The following is a 16,868-nucleotide window of genomic DNA, read 5'->3' as shown; positions in this document are numbered from 1 at the left end:
CATCCGCCCCAGGTAGGGAAGATTTTGGCCTTATTGGAGGCCGCGATTGAACAGGAAGGGAGGGATTATGGATTTTGCGGAACGCATTGCCGAGCTTTCCAAGAAGGTGAAAACGATAGGCGAAGCATTGGCTACGGAAGAGGCAACAAAGAACGCACTTGTCATGCCTTTCATTGCAGCTCTTGGATACGATGTATTCAACCCTGCAGAAGTGGTGCCGGAATTTTCTGCTCCTATTGGCGAATACAAGGATGCCCGTGTTGACTATGCCATCTTGTCAGAGGGGAATCCTATCATACTCATTGAATGCAAAGCCTTCGGTGCTGCACTTGATAGCAGGCAGTGCAATCAGCTGCAGCTCTATTTCCATGGGACCGACGCCCCTATCGCTGTCCTGACTGATGGCAACAGGTACATGTTCTTTTCTGACCTGGACGCAGCCAACAAAATGGATTCCAAGCCATACATGGACTTCACCCTGTCTGACATGGATGAAACTCTTGTGCCTGAGCTGCGCAAATTGGCAAAAGGACGCTTTGACAAGGAGGCTTGCCTGAGTGCTGCCAATGAACTCAAGTACAATAGAGAGTTCCGGCGCATTCTTGGGGAGCAGCTTGAGAAGCCACATGATGATTTTGTGCGCTTCTTCATCAGCCAGGCGTATGACGGCCAAATTACCCAGAAAGTCCGGGAACGCTTCACCCCGGTCCTGCTGGCAGCAATCGACCAATTCATCAACGACAGGATCAATGCCAGATTGAAGAATGCGATGCTGCAGCCGGAGGCAGCGGAGCCTGCGGCATCTACCCCACCTGCCACACAGGAACAGCCTGCGCAGCCTGCCAAAGGCGGTGTCGTTACCACGGAGGAAGAGAAAGAGGGCTACTACCTGGTCAAATCCATACTGATGGGTGTGGTGGACCTGGATCGCGTCAAGATGCAGGACTGGCAAGCCTACTGCAATATTGTCCTGGACACTCGGCGCAAACCGCTCCTGCGCATGCACTTCAATGAGAAGCCTTGGAAGATTGGCCTCTTTGATGGTGACAACAACGATGACAGGGTGGAAATCGAAAAACTGGAAGACATCTTGCCCTATGCTGACCGCATACGGGCCACAGTCGTAAAATATGACGAAGCTTCCCCAGCCAAGAAGTAGCTAAGAGAAAGCCCGCCCCACGCAGCATGACACGTGGAGGCGGGCTTTTGATATAGTGCTTCGGTTATCTTCATCGGCTCCTCCCCCACCTCCTAGGCCCCCGCTGGCAATGGACGAACAGCGAAAGAAGTAGACTTCGATGTCCAGGATACTGCCCCACTCCGGTGGGGCTTTTAGAGGTACTTCTATGGATTTGAAAGAATTTGTTTCCGATACCTTGGTACAGATATGCGAGGGAATCAAAGACGCCCAGGACAAGACAAAGGAACTTGGTGCATACGTGTCACCAATGTTGACGGCCAAAGGAACAGCAACTGCACACGGCGGCGATGCCACTGGTGTATCGAGGGTGCGCTTTGACGTGGCTCTTGAAGTGATTGACGAATCTAAGAGCGGGAACACATCCAAACACGGAGCAGGACTCAAGATTTTTTGTGCTCATGCCGGCCTCGATGGTAGCAATGAGAATCACACCACCGACAAGGAAACACACGTCTCAAGGGTCAGTTTTGATGTTCCTGTAGTGTGGCCTACTGTTCCGATTGGCAAGGAGATGCTTGGAGGCCTGCCTTATATTGATCCACGAGTTCTAAAACCTTCTCCCTATCAAAATAGACGCTAAATTTGAGGTTTTCTTCGCCTTCTTGCGTATAAACATCTCCGTCCAGACCATGTACTACAGATAACCTAAAAAAAACTTCGGCACCGTCATTCAGAAAAGGCTGCAGACTAGCGAGTACTGCAAGCACATATAATCTCAAAGGCATTTGTATTTCTCCTATATAGTGTGACCTGCCCCACCCTCTCCCCTGGTGGGGCTTTTTTGTTGCCTAGTCACCAGGCTCCGGGTGGGGGCGGTGGGGTGGCAAAAAATTTTCTACGGAAAAATATTAGAGAATGCAAATTTTTCTCTTGCCAGAGAAATTAGCAAGTGCTAATAGTTTTTCAACAGCAAACGGGAACCGGCACAGGGCCGGAGCCCACAACCCAAGGAGGTGAGGGGATGCTGGTGGATTTGGGTTTAGCGGAAGAAGATTGGGAGGAGGTCGACGACCTCGAACTCTTCACAGGTGCCTGCCCCTACTGCGGGGCCGAGATGGAGGTCATAGACCACGGCACCAGTGTGAGCGGAGAGGCAATGGCCCGATGGATATGCCAAGACTGTGGAGAAGAAGAACGACTTCTTGGTAGTGTATGGGTATATAATGCTGGAGAGAATGATGGTTTTGTAGTTCCAGATAGTGATCTTGGTAGGTAGTAAATCTAGGGTTTTATGGAGGTGAAACCCATGTTGAACATTAACACTGCTTATTTTGAGGACGCTGAAAGGTTCGCAGCCCTGACTGGGCTGAACCTTGAGAACAAGGACGTGGCCGACTTCGCCCGCACGATGGAGCTGGCTGGCTTCACCCGTGAAGGGCAAGAGGAATTCGAGGGCCCAGAAAAGGCAGCCAAGGGCTACCTGGCACAGGGCAGCCGGTTCTTCTCTGATTTTCGCAACAAATACGAGGCCGCTTTCGTGGTCGAGGAAGAGGCCAAGCTGGCTGACATGTCGGTAGACGTGGAAGCCGTCTACCAGCAGCTTGCCAAGGCCGTTGCCGAGCGTGAGGGCGCTGAAAAGATTTTCGCCCTTGCCCACCAGCTCGAAAACCTTGAGACCGACTACAAGGCCGAAGCCAAGTTCTTGGCAGACTTCAAGGCCACCTTGGCCGCTTGCGGGGAGTAGGAAAATGTCACACGCATCGCTTTTGGAAGAATTGCGCTTTGACGCCATGCAGGACACAGGGCGCTTGAGTGCCCTGCAAAGGCTCAATCTCGATGCAGAAGAAATCTATGCCCGCCTGGGGGCCGATGGACTGGACGAACCCTATAAGGGTGTCTGCCCTGGGTGCGGTGAGCCGATGGTACGCACGGATGAGGTCAAGCGCACGGCGTGGGGTTTCAAGGCCCGCCGCTATGTCTGCCCTGACTGCGAGACCCTTGAGGATCACGATCCCTACTGGGTCTATCAAGAGGGGCCGCTTGAAGGCTACTTCGTGCCCTTCTCTGGGGACGAAATCGAGTATCAAGAATAGAAAAGGCCCCATGTGCAAGCGGTCAACAAGCACATAGGGCCAACGTCAAAAAAGAGGTAAGGGCAAGCTCTCACAAAGGGGCTTGCCCGTCAAGGAAAAATCAAAGCGCAGGGAGTGGGGACTTTCTGTGCTACCCCCACCCGGAACGTCAACCCAAGTTGATGTGAAAGAAGCCGGGTGGGGGACCAATGGGGAGAGAAGGAAATGTGTTCAGTCGAGAAGCAGGCCAATGAGTTTGTACGCACGAGGGCAACGTCAACCTTGTGTCAGTTGTGGAAGACCTTTCATGATCACCTTTTGGAGCGCATGGAACTACACCATGAAATGCTCCGTATCGAAGAAGAGCTTGAAAGGCGCTTTCCTGAAATATTCATGGAATGGCAGTGCGCATCAGATACCGATTATGACAGGTACTGCAACCCCCGCAATTTCTTCACGATAGAGAATGCGGATGAGGTGAAGATACGCCCCGAAATCTGCTTCTAGGGAGGCAGCCATGAGAAGGCAGAACCCTCTGACTTTGAACGAGGCAATCAGCATCAAGGAACTGGTTGCCCCGGAACAGCGCCCCTTCTTGCACACGTCTTGGGTGGGCGTGTGCCAAGAGATCCTTGAGGCCCTGGAAGGCAGCGAGGATCACGATGTGGTCAGGATGGACGGGCGCAGAGTCATTTATCGGAACGGGTATGTTTACCCGTATTTCATCGAAGTAGGCGGCAGCTCTTTCGTCTGCCCCTCTTGGGGATAGAAATCACCCTGCCCCGCTCAATAAAAATACATTGAGGTTGGAAAGGTTATCGGGGCAGGGACCAAATTTTGACATATTGGAGGTGTAACATGACAAACGAGATTTCAGACCTTCTCAGGGAAGGCTACGCAATCAAGGAACGTATGGCGCAGGACAAGGAAAGGTTGGCAGCAATCAATGCCAAGCTTCTTGCAGCCGCCACCTTCCCCGTCAACGGCAAGACCGCCCACATGGCAGCCAATGGCTACGCCGTCAAGGTTCAACTCAGGGAAACCGTGAGCTGGGATCAAAAGGCCCTGCGCAAAGCGGTCAACGAAATGGGGGTCAAGGAATTTCAGAAGGCGTTTGACTACGAATACAAGCCCAAGTCGGCCAAGGATCTGAACACCTACATGATGGACCCGGCTACCCCGGACGAATACAGGGCGCTCATTAGCGCCGCCCGGATGGTTAAGCCCGGCGCCCCCACCGTGACGTTCGAACACATAGAGGCAGAAGCGTAGCAAACAAAAACGCCGCCCTGAGAGGTGTACGGAATCAGGGCGGCAAGTAACAAAAGGTGAGGTCAAATCATGGAATACCCTCATTTGATTGTCAAGGAGAACAAGGCAGACGGCACAATCGTTTCAACGTGCCAGCTTGCCCCAGACAACTTTGAAACCATTGCCGTCAAGAATAACTCCCTGAAGGCATGGGGCAACCCGGTACATCAGGTTTGGTCTACTTCTCTTGAGGAAGCAATGACAAAGCACAAGCAGTTTTTGGAGGGAAACTGATGGCACTTCAACGCATAACAGCCCAGTCGGCTGACAGGATATGCGCCCTTCTAATTGGCCCTGCCGGTATCGGCAAGACCTCTCAAATCAGGTGCTTGCTTGGGCAGGACTTTCAGGGAGGCCAATGGGTCCAGTCGGGTTTCCAGCCTGAAAAAGTCCTGGTTTTGTCGGCAGAAAGCGGCCTCTTGTGTGTCAGGGATCTTGTGGCAAGCGGACAGGTCGAAGGCTTCGAGGTCCGCAGCCTGGCAGACTTTCAGGAAGCCCTGCGCTACTGCCAATCCCCCAATTTTTATCAGGCTGGTTATCAGTGGGTATTTATCGACAGTCTCACGGAAATCGCTTCAAGGGTCGCTGAAGACTTGCAGAGAAAATTTCCGTCAAGTTCCGATACCCTGAAAATGTGGGGTGAATACTCGCAGCAAATGACGGACCTTGTGAAGGCATTTCGTGATTTGCCACGTGTCAATGTGGTGTTCACATGTCTGATTACAACAGACAAGGACAAGGCAACTGGAAGGATTTTTCCGGCTCCAGACATTTCGGGAGCCAAGCTGAAAGGTCGCCTCACAAGCTACTTTGACGAGGTGTTTGTGATGGATCGCATTACTTTGAACATGGGCAACCCCGAAGCACCCATGATGCAGGAAGTCCTGGTGTTCAACACAAGGAACCCAGTCGGATTGGCAAAGGACAGAAGCGGCAAGCTGGCTGAAACTGAGTATCCCAGCTTGTTGGCAATCAGAAACAAGATACTCAGCTAAACTCTATTTTGTGGAGAACTCACATGTACAACAACGGTTATGGTGGCGGATACGTGAACAACGGTGGTTATGCAGGCAACAGCTACGGTGGTGGCAGTTACGGCGGATATGGTGGTGGATATGGTGGTGGAGACGACTACGATGACATCGGTATGGACCTCTCCCAGACCGAGGAATACACCGGGACAACGCTTCTTCCCAACGGCGAATATCCCGTGTGCATCAAGAACGCAGAAAGAAAGCAGGGAGCAAAGAAGCCGTATCTGAATGTGACCTATGTGATCACGGAAGGGCAATACAGAGGTTGCCAGGTATACGAGTCCTTCTTCTTGTGGGCAGACAACCCGGAATACGCAAAGCAGCGTTTCAAGGCTCTCAGGCACGCCATTGGCCTGAACCCAAACGTTGGCGGCAAGATTTCAGAGCTTCCCGGCAAGGAATTTCTGGCAGGTATCAAGCAACGCCAGGTGCGTGACAGGGAAACAAAAGAGCTGACAAGCGAGCTGGGAAACGTTGTGTCAGCCTACTTTCCGCTGAATCCTCCCATGCAACAGGGAACCTATGCGCAGGGACAGCCCATGCAGGCAGCACAAGCCCCGCAGCCGGCACAGGCTCCGCAACCAGCACAGGCACCACGCCCCGCACAAGCTGCTTCTGCACCGGCAAGACCACAGCCCGCACAAGCTCCCCAGCGCCCTGCCCCGCAGGCAGCACAGACACAAGCACAGAATGTACAGCCCAGTGAGTACGCACAGGACATGCAGCAGGGGCCACAGCCGCAGGAAGCTACCTTCCCCACACCGGAGAAGGGCAGCATTGATGACACGCCTTTCTAGGCCGTCAAATTAATCCCTACCTCCCCCAAGGGTTGCGGGGACAGGCTGGAGGTGTTTACCTGTCCCCGCATAACAAAGAGGCAAAGCCATGAGTCAGGACACCTTGCAAATCGATGCAGTGGCAAGCGCCATGTACGAGGCAGCCAGCCGGGCGCTGCACAACGAGTCGGCCCGTGACTACCTTGGCATGTCCGGCATAGGCCACCCATGCGCCCGCAAGATTTGGTACGGGTTCCGCCAATACTCCCCCATGACTCAGGCGGGACGTGTGGAGATGATTTTCAGCCTCGGCAACGCAGTGGAGCAGGAGGTACTGCGCTGGCTCCAACTGGCAGGGTATCAGGTGGAGGGCCAGCAAACAGAGTTTAGCGCCCTCAATGGACTGTTCGGGGGCCACTGTGACGGCATTATTCACGGTGTTACACAGAGGCCGCACATCCTCGAAATCAAGTCAGCCAGCGCAACACGCTTCAAGGCTTTCCAGACAGGGACCATTTGCCAGGTAGCTCCCACCTACGCAGCCCAAGTGCAGTGCTACATGGGATATGCAGGGCTCGAAAGGGCATTGTTCGTCTGCATGAACAAGAACAACTGCGAGATCTACACGGAACGCGTCTACTTCAACCCGCAAGCGTTCCGGGAGCTGGAAGCCAGGGCAACCCAAATCATTGGCTCCAACGAGGCACCGGACAGAGCTTTCAGGGAAGACAGCCCTGAATGCCGAATGTGCGAGTACGCCGGGCATTGCTGGCACAGTCCCTATGTCCAGACAAGACAGACGTGTGGGACGTGCTGGGAACTGAGATTTTTCGGTCTGAAAGCCTACTGCGTGAAGCACAAGCGTTGGATCAAAAAGTGGGGCAAGGGCTGCCCACAGTGGCACTTTGCGGACCTTTTGGACCCCATGCCGTTCTACGCGGAACCCGAACCGGAAACAGCATAAAAAAAGAAGCCCGACTCCCCAAAATGGTTCCGAAAAGGGGAGTCGAGCAACTAAACGTGATGAAAGGAGAATAGGATATGAGACAGATAAATGCAACTGCAAATTTTATCAAGGAACGTGCGCACTTCCTGTTTCTTGAAGCAAAGGCATATCCCGAAACCGCAACCGTTGCCAGAGAGTTCTTGCTGAGGGCTACCCGCTGGGCAATCAGCAACGGCGAAAAGGTGTTGGCTGAAACAATCTCCGGCTACACCTTGGAGCTGGGAGAAGCACGGGAATAGCTTGCGAGGACCACGGCATGGTCAGGCGCGTTTCGGTAGGGTCTGGCGGGCTTAGGCTTGGCTCGGCCCGGTACGGCGCGGATCGTGGCAAGTCCCGGCTGTGCAAGGTGAGTCTAGACGGGGCTGGGCAGGGAACAAGGCAGGGCGGGCCCCGGTATGGTCTGGCGAGGTGGGGCAAGGATCTAGGTATGCAGACACAAAGACGAGGAGCATGATGACAACGATATGTTCCCGGTTGGCTTCGGCTCGGCTCGTTTAGGTCTGGCATGGTAGGCCGTGGCATGGAACGTGGCGCTGTGTGGTGAGGTCGGGCAAGGTACGTCCTGGCCCGGCGAGGCTAGGCAGGGAACATGGCAAGTCATGGTGCTGTACGGCCTGGTACGGTGGGGCTCGGCCGGGCACGGTTTGGTCAGGCACTGTTGGGTCCGGCATGGTTGGCTGCGGCAAGGAACGTGGTAACGCGTGGTTGGCTCAGGCAAAGCTGGGCTCGGAATTTGGCGGGGTGTGATTAGGCCCGGTCGGGTGTGGTACCGCCTGGCAAGGTATGGCGTGGAACATGGATAAACAAGGAGTAACTACATGGCAGATGTATCAGTCTTTCGGAACGGTGTTCCTACCGCTCCAGACGTGAAGAAACTCTTGGAGACCTTCCCGGTGCAAAGCATGCAGGAAGGGCAGGTCCTCACATATGTTGACGTAGCACAGGCAATCGGCGTGCATGTCCGCTCTTCCCGCTTCAAGACTGTGACGGCAGCGTGGCGCAAGACGTTGGAGCAAACAACCAATATCGTCCTGAAAACGCTCGCGGGAACGGGTTTCATGGTCGCGAACGACCGGAACAAGCTCGATATGGCAGTGGGCAAATACAATACTGCCACAAAGATGATGGCAAAGGCAGTGACGATCACCACCAAAATCGACACTGCAAAACTCGATTCGACCGAGCGGGAAACAATGACAAAACTCCAGAAGAACGCAGGCCTGATTGCTGTGACCAATGCAGCCAAGAGGCCGCCCATTCTTCCCGAACTGTAAACACATGGACACAAGGAGATCTAATCATGGCAGAAGCAAAGCAATATGAAATCATTCTGACTGGCGAATCCCCTCTTCTTCTCCACAGGGATAACCTGGAATTTTCCGAAGTGGTCAAGAAGTGGCAGAAGGCTCCCGAAAACAAGGAACTGTCACAGGCCGGCGATGACCGCTCCCCCGCCTGGACGTGGATTGGATGCCTGTACACAGACAAGAAGACCGTGGGCATTGATGCCGACTGTGTGATGAGCATGCTGCGCGAGGGTGGCGCAAAGCTGAAGACGGGGCGCAAGACAGAGACCTTCAAGAAGCAGACTCAGTACGGATTGAACCTGGACGTGATCCAGTTCCAGCTCTTCACCAATGGGCAGGAAGTCATGTGGGAAGATATCAAGACCATGAACGGCAACAACAATTTCGAGGAGCATATGGAGTTTGCCGAAAAGCATGGCTTTGAGCTGTTCGTGAAGCGTGCCCGTGTCGGCAAGGCAAAGCATGTCAGAGTCCGTCCACTGTTCCGCAATTGGACAGCAAAGGGCACATTGACGGTTTTCGATGAAGAGGAGTCCGGCCTGACGCAAGAGGTGTTGCAGCGCATCCTGGATCTGTCTGGCAAGATGGTCGGCTTGGGTGACTGGCGCCCCGGTGGTCCCACTCCGGGAAGCTATGGACGCTTCACAGCACAGCTTTTGCCCATAAGCAAGTAACTTCCCCCTCCCGTGGGCTGCGCATACGTCACCACGCAGAGAGGTATGACGATGAAATTTCCTTTTATTCTCCCCTGCCCTATCTGTGGGGAGACGCCGACGACTTATGAATGGCAACCAGGCGATACATGCAAAACAATTTGTTCAAATTGCGGATTTAATTTTGACTATGATTTTAATGATGAACCTGCAGATGCTTGGAATAATTCAATAAACGAATGGTATAAAAAGAATATTCCTCCCAAGAAGTGTCCTTCCTGCGGAAACACAGGGGAAGAGGATGATTACCTCACTGTTTTAAAAGGACCTTGCGGATACTTCGTATGTTGCGCGAGCTGCCAACATGTTGGGCTCTCTGAAAAGACCATCCCCGCCGCTCTTGTAGCCTGGAACAAACAACCGGAACCGAAGAGTGTTACCACGCAGGACAAGGACCAATAATGCGCAAAGCAATTCTACTCTTGGCAGTCATGGCTTTGCTTGTCACGGGCTGCAACGGGGGCAGTGATCAACGGGAGCTGTACACCCGTCCCATAAGAGGTGACAGAGATTTTGATTTGATATGTATCAACGGGTATCAGTACCTGCTTTACCGCAGCACCTACTACAATGCAGGCGGCCTGACACAGATGTGGGAGCGGACACCCAACGGCCCGCAGCCAATGCAATGCGAGCCGCAAGAGAAGTCTACAACGATAGAAGTTCCACAGCCCAGGAATACGCAATAGGAGCCAGAGCAATGCCAGTCTACAACGTGACAGTACTCCCCGACCCTCTGATTGAACAGGGCTACCGCATCAAGGCGGACAGCCCAGAGGAAGCCAAGGACGCAGCAACAGAGCTGTTCTACGGCCAATTGGGTGACATGATTTCCTTCACTGTCGAAGGCGAGGAAGCTCCAGAGGGCACAGAAGCGGAATACGATGCAAAGGACTATTTGTAGAGGCAAACATGAGAGTTTTGAACGGGAGCGCAATGAGCAACACAGGCTACAGGCTGCTTGTGTTCCGCGAAGACGGCGGCCTTGCCCCTGTCATTGCCTATCAGGACAAGGGCTACCAGACAGAGTGCGGGACCGTCCAAAAGGCAATGTTTGGCGACATAGCGGCGCTGAACATATGGGACAGCCAAGATCAGCGCTTGTACCTTGTGAAGGTGAAGAAGCTGAAGGACGTGCCCACCCTGGGCATCGGTTGCCCACGTCCGGACGCATGGGGTGAAGTGCTCTGGGAAGGACCGGCAGAAGCCGCCTTGTCCGGACAGCCGGGAGCGCCCGACTTGTCTGCCTTCTACGGCTTCTTAAACCGGACACTGACAAGGACAACCTCCTACTTGGACAGGTACAATTCCGCAGATGTGGACGGAAACAACTTCTACGCCACCGATCCGGATTGGATGCGCACATGGTGGGCAATGCCACGCCGCTAATGTCATGGCAGCCTACTACAATGAGATTGACCCCTTTGCCGCGGCATGGTTACGGGAGCTAATCAAAGCCGGCTGCATCGCTCCGGGAGAAGTGGATGAAAGGAGTATCGCAGATGTCCAACCTGCCGACCTTGCCGGGTTTACCCAGTGTCATTTCTTCGCAGGCCTTGGTGGATGGTCCCTCGCTCTGCGACAAGCAGGATGGCCCGATGAAAGGCCCGTCTGGACCGGCTCTTGCCCCTGCCAGCCCTTCAGTGCAGCAGGCAAGCGCCGAGGCTTTGCAGACAGCCGACACCTTTGGCCTGAGTTCCGCAGGCTCATTAGCCAGTGCCGCCCTCACACGGTCTTTGGCGAGCAGGTTGCATCCAGTGACGGGCTCCACTGGTTGGATCTTGTATGCGACAACCTGGAAGCAGATGGCTACGCCGTCGGGGCGGTTGTTACCTGTGCAGCAAGCGCGGGCGCGCCGCACATTAGACAAAGGCTGTACTGGGTTGCAGACCTTGCATCCGGACGGACTGGACAAGATTTTCACGTTGAAAGGATGGCCGACGCCAACGGCACGGATGGGGAAGGATGTGCCCTACATGCAGGCACTCCGACAGGACGGCAAGCCGAGACTGGATCAGGTATCGACCGTAGTGTTCGCACATTTTGGGATGCTGCGTGTTGGCTCGCAACTCCTGGACACGATCCGCGGTATGGAAGACCTATCGCACGCCCTTTCCCAAGTCCGCTTGAATCCGGATTTTTGCCGGTGGCTCATGGGATACCCGGCACAGTGGAGCAACTGCGCGGTTATGGCAACGCTCTCTGCGTCCCCCAGGCGCAAGCATTCATAGAAGCATTCATTGACTACACCCTGACAGGGGAAGGAGAAGCACATGATTCAAAGAGAGTTGATTTACAAGATTGCCAATAATATGGGCGTCAAGCCGGAAGAGACAAGGAAATTTCTGAAAGGCTTTACACAGGCCATCCTTGCCGCAGTCAAGGACGAAAAGACAATCAGTATGGAACTGGGTACATTCAAGGTAGTAGACCGCCCCGCCCACAAAGGACGAAACCCACAGACAGGGGAAGAAATAGACATCCCCGCCTGCAAGGTTGTCCGCTTTACGCCCGGCAAAGCCTTGCGTGAGGCAGCAAACAGCAAGTAGACACAAATCACCCGGCCCCTGCATCCCAGTAACCGGCTGCTCCGCAACGCAGGGGTCGGGTCCCCGGAGGGAAACATGGAAGACAAAATGTTTGCCCTGCAAAGACAGGTGCGAGAACTGGAAAAACAAAAGTCTGCCCTGTGCGATGAAATGGCACGGCTGGCAGGTGGCTTGTGTCCCTGGGAGTGGGCAGAAAAACACGGCATGAAGGACAAGCTTTGTAATCCGAGCTGTCGCAAACTGTTCGGGGAGCCCTGTCGGTTGGGTGGCGCATACCACGCAAGGGAACATTGCTGGCACGTGTCTGTCTTCATCTTGCCGGAGGACCTGCGATGAGAATGCACGATGAAGTCAGGTGGCGGGACACCGTGGGCGAGTTTGAGATCGTCACCGTCCGGCACAAGGCAGACAGCTGGACAAGCTCCATCTACCTACCCCGCACGGCTGCCAGTTCCGTTGCCCCTGTGCGCAGGCTCTACGCAGACAACGAGGCAGGCGCACGGGATGCGCACAAGCGCTGCGTCCATGAATGCAAACTTGCCTACAAGGAACAGGACAAGCGATGACCAATGACATGCTCTTGCGCTACGCATGTGACCTGTACGGCCTGCGCCCTCCTCTCAATCAGACCGCCCTATGCGCTCTCATGGGCCAGCTGCTGAAAGATTTCGGCGTCAGCTCCGTGTGGCTGTCCTACACGGTCACTTGCGAGGCATGCGCCCACTGGCAAAAGAATGAGTGCAAGAGACGCTGTACCATGACTGTGCGCAGGGCATGCAAATTTTTTCTCTCCTCCTCCGACGCTCTGGTTCTCATTGTCCAGCAAGGCGAGGTGACACAATGACAGAAGACAGCAATAAGCAAACAGAACTCAAACTGTTAGAAGAGAAGATCCTTGTCCTTGCCAAGAAGCTGGCAGCTCTCGACCTGCGCCGGGCAGAACTGTTGAGCAAAACCCCAGGCGACACAGGCAGTAGAAAAAGCCCCCGTGCCATGCTAAAGCGCAAGACACGGGAGCGGCTCATACTTACAGGGAAATCCGTATGAGTGTGAGTCAAAGAAATGACGGCCGATGGATCGTCAAGTACAAGGATATAGTATCAGGCAAGTGGCGGCAAGCCGCTTTTCAGACCGAAGAAGACGCAAGGAGGTTTGACGACGAAAATCAGTATGACAGGCAAAAAGAAACCCGGCTGACATTAGGGGCTGCGGTTGTGGACTATGTCCGCACTCATGATCTTTGTGATCGCAGGAAACAAATCTATTCCTTTCTAGTCAATGGCTACGATAGAAAGCGGGACGGCAAGCACACCGAAGGGCCTGCCGAGTTTCTTGCTGACAAATTCTGCACTGAGCTGAACAGGCGTGACTTGGAAAACTTCAAGTTTCGCCTTTTAGAGCGAGGCCAGAAAGGGATAACCGTCAACGAAAATATCAGCTGTTTGAAATCTGTACTCTCTTGGGCAGAGTCTGAAGACCTCATTCCTTTCGACCCCTGGAGAAAGTACAGGGTAAAAGTCAAAGACAAGGTACGCCACAAGAACGGTAGTTTCAGGGATTTCCAGGCAGTGTACACAACTCTTCCAGATTATATGCAGTGGGCATGCCGTACCTGTATGGCCCTCTGTCTCAGGCCGGGCAAGGAGCTTGTAAATCTGGAATGGTCCGCTTTCGATTGGGACACCCGTTCGGTGAAGGTTTACATGTCCAAGGTAGACCGTGACAAGACTGTGTATCCGCCGGAATCCTACCTGACAGAAGCATGGGAAAGGTATCAGACAGACAAGGCTGTTGGCCGCAAATATGTCTGCCATGGCAAGAGTACAGCACAGCTAAATTACCCGAGTTTCAAAAGGCGTTGGCGAGAAGTTTGTGTCAAGGTGGGAGTCAAGATAGCGCCCTATGCCATGCGACACCTTGTCGCATCCATGGCACTTGCCGCAGGCGCAGATCTTCCCGGTGTCTCAAAGCAGCTCGGGCACGCCAATGCAGGTATCACTGCGTCGGTCTACGCCAGCGTCGTGGCAGCCGCACAACAGCGCCGGGCAGCACAAGCAAATCCATTGGTGCAACTTGGTGCGGGATCTAAGCAAGAAAACAAATAATCACAGATAGATAGCTTAAAAACATCGCCCATGCGCACAAGCGGAAGCGCCCTCATCTTTGTTCCGGATGCCTGGAAGACGCGCGACATGTGCATACAGGCTGTGCAAAACTTTCCCTGGGCCTATCGTCACGTGCCGGACAGGTTCAGGCGCGACAGGGAGATTTGTTCTGCCGCAGTGCACGGCCACGGAAGCCTCATCAGGGACGTTCCAGGAGACGCCAGGGACGAGATCGTTCGCCGCGCTGCCCTCACAGCCGTACAGGGAAGTTCCGATGCAGTGGCCTTCCTGGACGCCGAGGCAAGGGCTGCAAGGGCAAACCTCGCAAAAAGGCAGGAAAGCCCGCAAAGGGCAAGGGGTCAGGACGCAAGGGTTCAGAGCGCAAGGGTTTTGCCAGCGCAAGCCCAGGGGCTTTTTTCCACCCAGTCCTGCCCCGCAGCCTCCTCTCCCTCGTGGTTTTCATGATATCGGGAAAAACAGGCTGTACTCAAACAAACAGCCAATGCTATTTTTGTGTCATACTCTGATATATTTTGGAAATTTCCTGACATAAAAAGGTAATATTTTGACAAATACATTGTCATGGCCCGAGAAAAGCAGGATATATTTTCAAATTTGCAAGCATTTTCCCCTGTTCAATCCTTGCTTTACGTTTTCCGATCGGATACACAACCAGTCCAGGCGATCCTTAAACAAGGAGGCGGCGCAAATCCCCGTGCACATGCAAGGCAATAGCGCCGAATACCACATATGAAACAGACTCTTCGACACGCAGGGCGCGTTCTTTTCTGCCTTGTCTTCGCCCTTGCCTTCCATTTCCCCTTCCTTGCCCCGGCATCTGCCCTTGAGTACACGGACGAGGTGCGCGGTCCCCTGCCCATACCTCCAGCAGAGAGGAATCTCGTCACCGAGAAGGGCAAGCTCTACTTTGACGTTTCTACCGACAACCGCATACTTGAGGCCGCAGTCTTTGACAGGGATGGCTCCCTGCTCTTTTGCGATGTGACAGGCAAGCGCATCATGCGCCTTGGGGCGGACAAAAAGCTCTCCGAAGTCTACGCCATGCAGGATGGCTATGCGCCCAGCGGCCTTGCCTTTCACAGGGACGGACGACTCTTTGTCGTTGCCAACAAAAGCGGCAAGGATGAAGGCGGCATCTTTGCCCTTGATCTTGCAAGCGGAAAACTTGAGACCATTCTCTCGCCTACCCTTGGCTATCGCCCGAACGATCTGTGCTTTGACAAGAACGGCGGCTTCTACTTCACGGACTTCAGGGGTTCTGCCACAGAGCCCCTTGGCGGCGCCTTCTACGCAAGCCCCGACTACAAGGCCATAACGCCTGTCATTCCCCATCTCGCCAAGGCCAACGGCGTGGCCCTCTCGCCGGACGGAAAGACACTCTACGTCACGGAATTCGCCCGCAACGTCCTGCATCTTGTCATGCTGGCAAGCCCCACAAGGGCACTGCCCACGGGAAGCTTTGTGGCCTATTATTTCACTGGCCCAGGGCCCGACTCCATGCGCGTGGACAGCGACGGCAACCTCTACATCGGCATTGTGCGCCAGGGACGCGTCCTTTGCCTCAACAAGTACGGCATTCCCATAGGCCAGGTGCTCCTGCCAGGCCGCGAAAAGGAGCGCCACATTCGCACAACCTGCATGGCCATCAAGCCAGGCTCCCGGAAGATGCTCATTCTCACAGGCTCGGATCGCGCAAATCATGTGGATGGCTCCCATATCTTCGAGGCAACTGCCTTTGCGCCGGGCCTTTCCCACCCTGTGAATTCCAAGTAAGTTCCTTGGGATCTCTTGACACCTGCTTGGAAAAATGTCTAGGAAAGCCCTTCCATTTGCGAGGCAAGATTCTGGCGCGATCTTTCCTTGGTCCCTGCCACATATATACTACACATTGAACGGAATGCGACAATTGCAATACAGGGCTTGCCATTGAAAAAGACAGGCTTTTCTGCACATTTTTCCCTGCACTCCGAAAAAAAACTGAGCGAACTTGGCAAAGCTTGAACCTGTCTTCTTGAGAGTGCTTTTTCACTCTTCTTGAAGTTCTTGCTTCTTCTCGTTCCATGCATTTTCCTTGGACTGACCGAGGCTGCAAAACAGGGATAAAGAAAATGCTCCTTGACAGTATGTAAGGCATGTGACACTATTCGCCAGCAATTTTTCTTCATAACCTTCCAACCGTAAAAGGAGTGCTATTATGCCAAATCAGGATATCATGCAGCAGGCTCTGGAAATTGCCCGTGCACAGGCGGGTGTCCGTCCCATGACTGCAGCCGAGGTTGCAAGCTACGTGTCCGAAGTTGCCCATGCTCTTGAAGCCACAATCGAGGGCGATGGCAGCACGACTGCTCCTGTTGTGGATCCCAAGCGTTCCATTGGCGAATCCTATGTGACCTGCCTTGAATGCGGCAAGAAGTTCAAGGTGATGACCATCCGTCATCTGAAGACCCATGGCCTGACCGCCAGGGAATACAAGGCCAAGTGGGGCCTGAAGAAGGACGTCTCCCTCACCGCCAAGGGTCTTGTTCGCATGCGCCGCAAGAAGATGCAGGAAATGCGTCTGTGGGAGCGCAGGGGCCAGAATATGGACTAGTGCCGGAAAGACGGCATCACTTTTCTTGTGCTGGCTACTTTTGCCAGACACAGCAAAAAACGAAGGGGATCTGCAGGCAAATGTTTGCGGATCCCCTTTCTTTATCAAGCGCGCCGTAAAACTTCTCCCTTCAGGGGGGAGGATATAAGGCGCCCCTAGCTTGGCAAGTTTGCCTTTAGTTGGGAGTTCTTTGGGATTCGATATACTGCTTAAGGACGGAGAGCGGCGCTCCACCGCAACTGC

The 16,868-nt window shown here is 54.0% G+C and carries 28 protein-coding genes; all 28 read left to right on the top strand.

Annotated features, from left to right (window positions below):
- Nucleotides 1-67: 67 nt before the first annotated feature.
- The 28 genes from B5F76_RS09080 to B5F76_RS08940 all read left to right on the top strand — a co-directional run bounded on the left by B5F76_RS09080 (nucleotide 68) and on the right by B5F76_RS08940 (nucleotide 16,625).
- Entirely contained in the window at nucleotides 68-1,159 is a 1,092-nt protein-coding gene (locus tag B5F76_RS09080) for a type I restriction enzyme HsdR N-terminal domain-containing protein (RefSeq protein ID WP_087353512.1), read from the top strand.
- A gap of 187 nt (nucleotides 1,160-1,346) precedes the next feature.
- Nucleotides 1,347-1,781: a hypothetical protein gene (locus B5F76_RS14525; RefSeq protein WP_144268443.1), complete on the top strand. Its 435-nt coding sequence runs from the start codon at nucleotides 1,347-1,349 to the stop codon at nucleotides 1,779-1,781.
- 381 nt (nucleotides 1,782-2,162) lie between these two features.
- Nucleotides 2,163-2,417, top strand: coding sequence for a hypothetical protein (locus B5F76_RS09070; RefSeq protein WP_087353507.1), 255 nt, complete (start codon nucleotides 2,163-2,165; stop codon nucleotides 2,415-2,417).
- A gap of 30 nt (nucleotides 2,418-2,447) precedes the next feature.
- Nucleotides 2,448-2,885: a hypothetical protein gene (locus B5F76_RS09065; protein ID WP_087353505.1), complete on the top strand. Its 438-nt coding sequence runs from the start codon at nucleotides 2,448-2,450 to the stop codon at nucleotides 2,883-2,885.
- Nucleotides 2,886-2,889: 4 nt separating this feature from the next.
- On the top strand, nucleotides 2,890-3,234 hold the full coding sequence (locus tag B5F76_RS09060; RefSeq protein WP_087353503.1) for a hypothetical protein: 345 nt from the start codon (nucleotides 2,890-2,892) through the stop codon (nucleotides 3,232-3,234).
- Between the two features lie 204 nt (nucleotides 3,235-3,438).
- Nucleotides 3,439-3,720, top strand: coding sequence for a hypothetical protein (locus tag B5F76_RS09055; protein WP_087353501.1), 282 nt, complete (start codon nucleotides 3,439-3,441; stop codon nucleotides 3,718-3,720).
- A gap of 10 nt (nucleotides 3,721-3,730) precedes the next feature.
- Nucleotides 3,731-3,982: a hypothetical protein gene (locus B5F76_RS09050; protein ID WP_087353499.1), complete on the top strand. Its 252-nt coding sequence runs from the start codon at nucleotides 3,731-3,733 to the stop codon at nucleotides 3,980-3,982.
- A gap of 89 nt (nucleotides 3,983-4,071) precedes the next feature.
- A complete protein-coding gene (locus B5F76_RS09045) occupies nucleotides 4,072-4,485 on the top strand; it encodes a hypothetical protein (protein WP_087353497.1) in 414 nt (137 codons plus the stop codon).
- 69 nt (nucleotides 4,486-4,554) lie between these two features.
- Nucleotides 4,555-4,758: a hypothetical protein gene (locus B5F76_RS09040; protein ID WP_087353495.1), complete on the top strand. Its 204-nt coding sequence runs from the start codon at nucleotides 4,555-4,557 to the stop codon at nucleotides 4,756-4,758.
- Nucleotides 4,758-5,519: an AAA family ATPase gene (locus B5F76_RS09035; protein WP_087353493.1), complete on the top strand. Its 762-nt coding sequence runs from the start codon at nucleotides 4,758-4,760 to the stop codon at nucleotides 5,517-5,519. Before B5F76_RS09040 ends, B5F76_RS09035 begins: the two co-directional genes overlap by 1 nt.
- 23 nt (nucleotides 5,520-5,542) lie before the next feature.
- A complete protein-coding gene (locus B5F76_RS09030) occupies nucleotides 5,543-6,355 on the top strand; it encodes a DUF669 domain-containing protein (protein ID WP_087353491.1) in 813 nt (270 codons plus the stop codon).
- Between the two features lie 88 nt (nucleotides 6,356-6,443).
- On the top strand, nucleotides 6,444-7,298 hold the full coding sequence (locus B5F76_RS09025) for a YqaJ viral recombinase family protein (protein WP_087353489.1): 855 nt from the start codon (nucleotides 6,444-6,446) through the stop codon (nucleotides 7,296-7,298).
- 77 nt (nucleotides 7,299-7,375) lie between these two features.
- A complete protein-coding gene (locus tag B5F76_RS09020; RefSeq protein ID WP_087353487.1) occupies nucleotides 7,376-7,579 on the top strand; it encodes a hypothetical protein in 204 nt (67 codons plus the stop codon).
- A gap of 579 nt (nucleotides 7,580-8,158) precedes the next feature.
- On the top strand, nucleotides 8,159-8,614 hold the full coding sequence (locus B5F76_RS09015) for a hypothetical protein (protein WP_087353485.1): 456 nt from the start codon (nucleotides 8,159-8,161) through the stop codon (nucleotides 8,612-8,614).
- Nucleotides 8,615-8,640: 26 nt separating this feature from the next.
- Nucleotides 8,641-9,321 carry a hypothetical protein gene (locus tag B5F76_RS09010; RefSeq protein ID WP_087353483.1) on the top strand — a complete coding sequence of 227 codons (681 nt, stop codon included), beginning with the start codon at nucleotides 8,641-8,643 and terminating at the stop codon, nucleotides 9,319-9,321.
- A 45-nt stretch (nucleotides 9,322-9,366) separates the two neighbouring features.
- Nucleotides 9,367-9,762, top strand: a complete 396-nt coding sequence (locus B5F76_RS14520; RefSeq protein WP_144268442.1) for a hypothetical protein — start codon at nucleotides 9,367-9,369, stop codon at nucleotides 9,760-9,762.
- Nucleotides 9,763-10,060: 298 nt separating this feature from the next.
- A complete protein-coding gene (locus B5F76_RS09000; RefSeq protein ID WP_087353479.1) occupies nucleotides 10,061-10,264 on the top strand; it encodes a hypothetical protein in 204 nt (67 codons plus the stop codon).
- Nucleotides 10,265-10,272: 8 nt separating this feature from the next.
- Nucleotides 10,273-10,749 carry a hypothetical protein gene (locus B5F76_RS08995; protein ID WP_144268441.1) on the top strand — a complete coding sequence of 159 codons (477 nt, stop codon included), beginning with the start codon at nucleotides 10,273-10,275 and terminating at the stop codon, nucleotides 10,747-10,749.
- Complete coding sequence (locus B5F76_RS08990) at nucleotides 10,676-11,671, top strand: DNA cytosine methyltransferase (RefSeq protein ID WP_446717631.1); 996 nt, start codon at nucleotides 10,676-10,678, stop codon at nucleotides 11,669-11,671. Before B5F76_RS08995 ends, B5F76_RS08990 begins: the two co-directional genes overlap by 74 nt.
- Complete coding sequence (locus tag B5F76_RS08985; RefSeq protein ID WP_087353472.1) at nucleotides 11,634-11,909, top strand: HU family DNA-binding protein; 276 nt, start codon at nucleotides 11,634-11,636, stop codon at nucleotides 11,907-11,909. The genes B5F76_RS08990 and B5F76_RS08985 overlap by 38 nt, the downstream gene beginning before the upstream one ends.
- Nucleotides 11,910-11,984: 75 nt before the next feature.
- Nucleotides 11,985-12,245, top strand: a complete 261-nt coding sequence (locus B5F76_RS08980; protein WP_087353471.1) for a hypothetical protein — start codon at nucleotides 11,985-11,987, stop codon at nucleotides 12,243-12,245.
- The gene (locus B5F76_RS08975) at nucleotides 12,242-12,475 is read left to right on the top strand and encodes a hypothetical protein (protein WP_087353469.1); all 234 of its coding nucleotides are present in this window, start codon (nucleotides 12,242-12,244) and stop codon (nucleotides 12,473-12,475) included. Before B5F76_RS08980 ends, B5F76_RS08975 begins: the two co-directional genes overlap by 4 nt.
- Nucleotides 12,472-12,753, top strand: coding sequence for a hypothetical protein (locus tag B5F76_RS08970; protein ID WP_087353467.1), 282 nt, complete (start codon nucleotides 12,472-12,474; stop codon nucleotides 12,751-12,753). The genes B5F76_RS08975 and B5F76_RS08970 overlap by 4 nt, the downstream gene beginning before the upstream one ends.
- A complete protein-coding gene (locus B5F76_RS08965; RefSeq protein ID WP_087353465.1) occupies nucleotides 12,750-12,956 on the top strand; it encodes a hypothetical protein in 207 nt (68 codons plus the stop codon). The genes B5F76_RS08970 and B5F76_RS08965 overlap by 4 nt, the downstream gene beginning before the upstream one ends.
- Nucleotides 12,953-14,014: a tyrosine-type recombinase/integrase gene (locus B5F76_RS08960; protein WP_087353463.1), complete on the top strand. Its 1,062-nt coding sequence runs from the start codon at nucleotides 12,953-12,955 to the stop codon at nucleotides 14,012-14,014. Before B5F76_RS08965 ends, B5F76_RS08960 begins: the two co-directional genes overlap by 4 nt.
- Nucleotides 14,015-14,044: 30 nt before the next feature.
- Complete coding sequence (locus B5F76_RS08955; RefSeq protein WP_087353461.1) at nucleotides 14,045-14,479, top strand: DUF4116 domain-containing protein; 435 nt, start codon at nucleotides 14,045-14,047, stop codon at nucleotides 14,477-14,479.
- Nucleotides 14,480-14,764: 285 nt separating this feature from the next.
- Complete coding sequence (locus tag B5F76_RS08950; RefSeq protein WP_087353459.1) at nucleotides 14,765-15,808, top strand: SMP-30/gluconolactonase/LRE family protein; 1,044 nt, start codon at nucleotides 14,765-14,767, stop codon at nucleotides 15,806-15,808.
- Nucleotides 15,809-16,229: 421 nt separating this feature from the next.
- Nucleotides 16,230-16,625 (top strand): MucR family transcriptional regulator, encoded by a 396-nt coding sequence (locus tag B5F76_RS08940; RefSeq protein WP_087353455.1) that lies wholly within the window; start codon nucleotides 16,230-16,232, stop codon nucleotides 16,623-16,625.
- Nucleotides 16,626-16,868: the final 243 nt, after the last annotated feature.

It is taken from the genome of Desulfovibrio sp. An276 (genome assembly GCF_002159665.1).
Lineage (GTDB): Bacteria > Desulfobacterota > Desulfovibrionia > Desulfovibrionales > Desulfovibrionaceae > Desulfovibrio > Desulfovibrio faecigallinarum.
The sequence above is the reverse complement of the archived record's forward strand: the minus strand, read 5'-3'. Positions and strand labels throughout refer to the sequence as shown.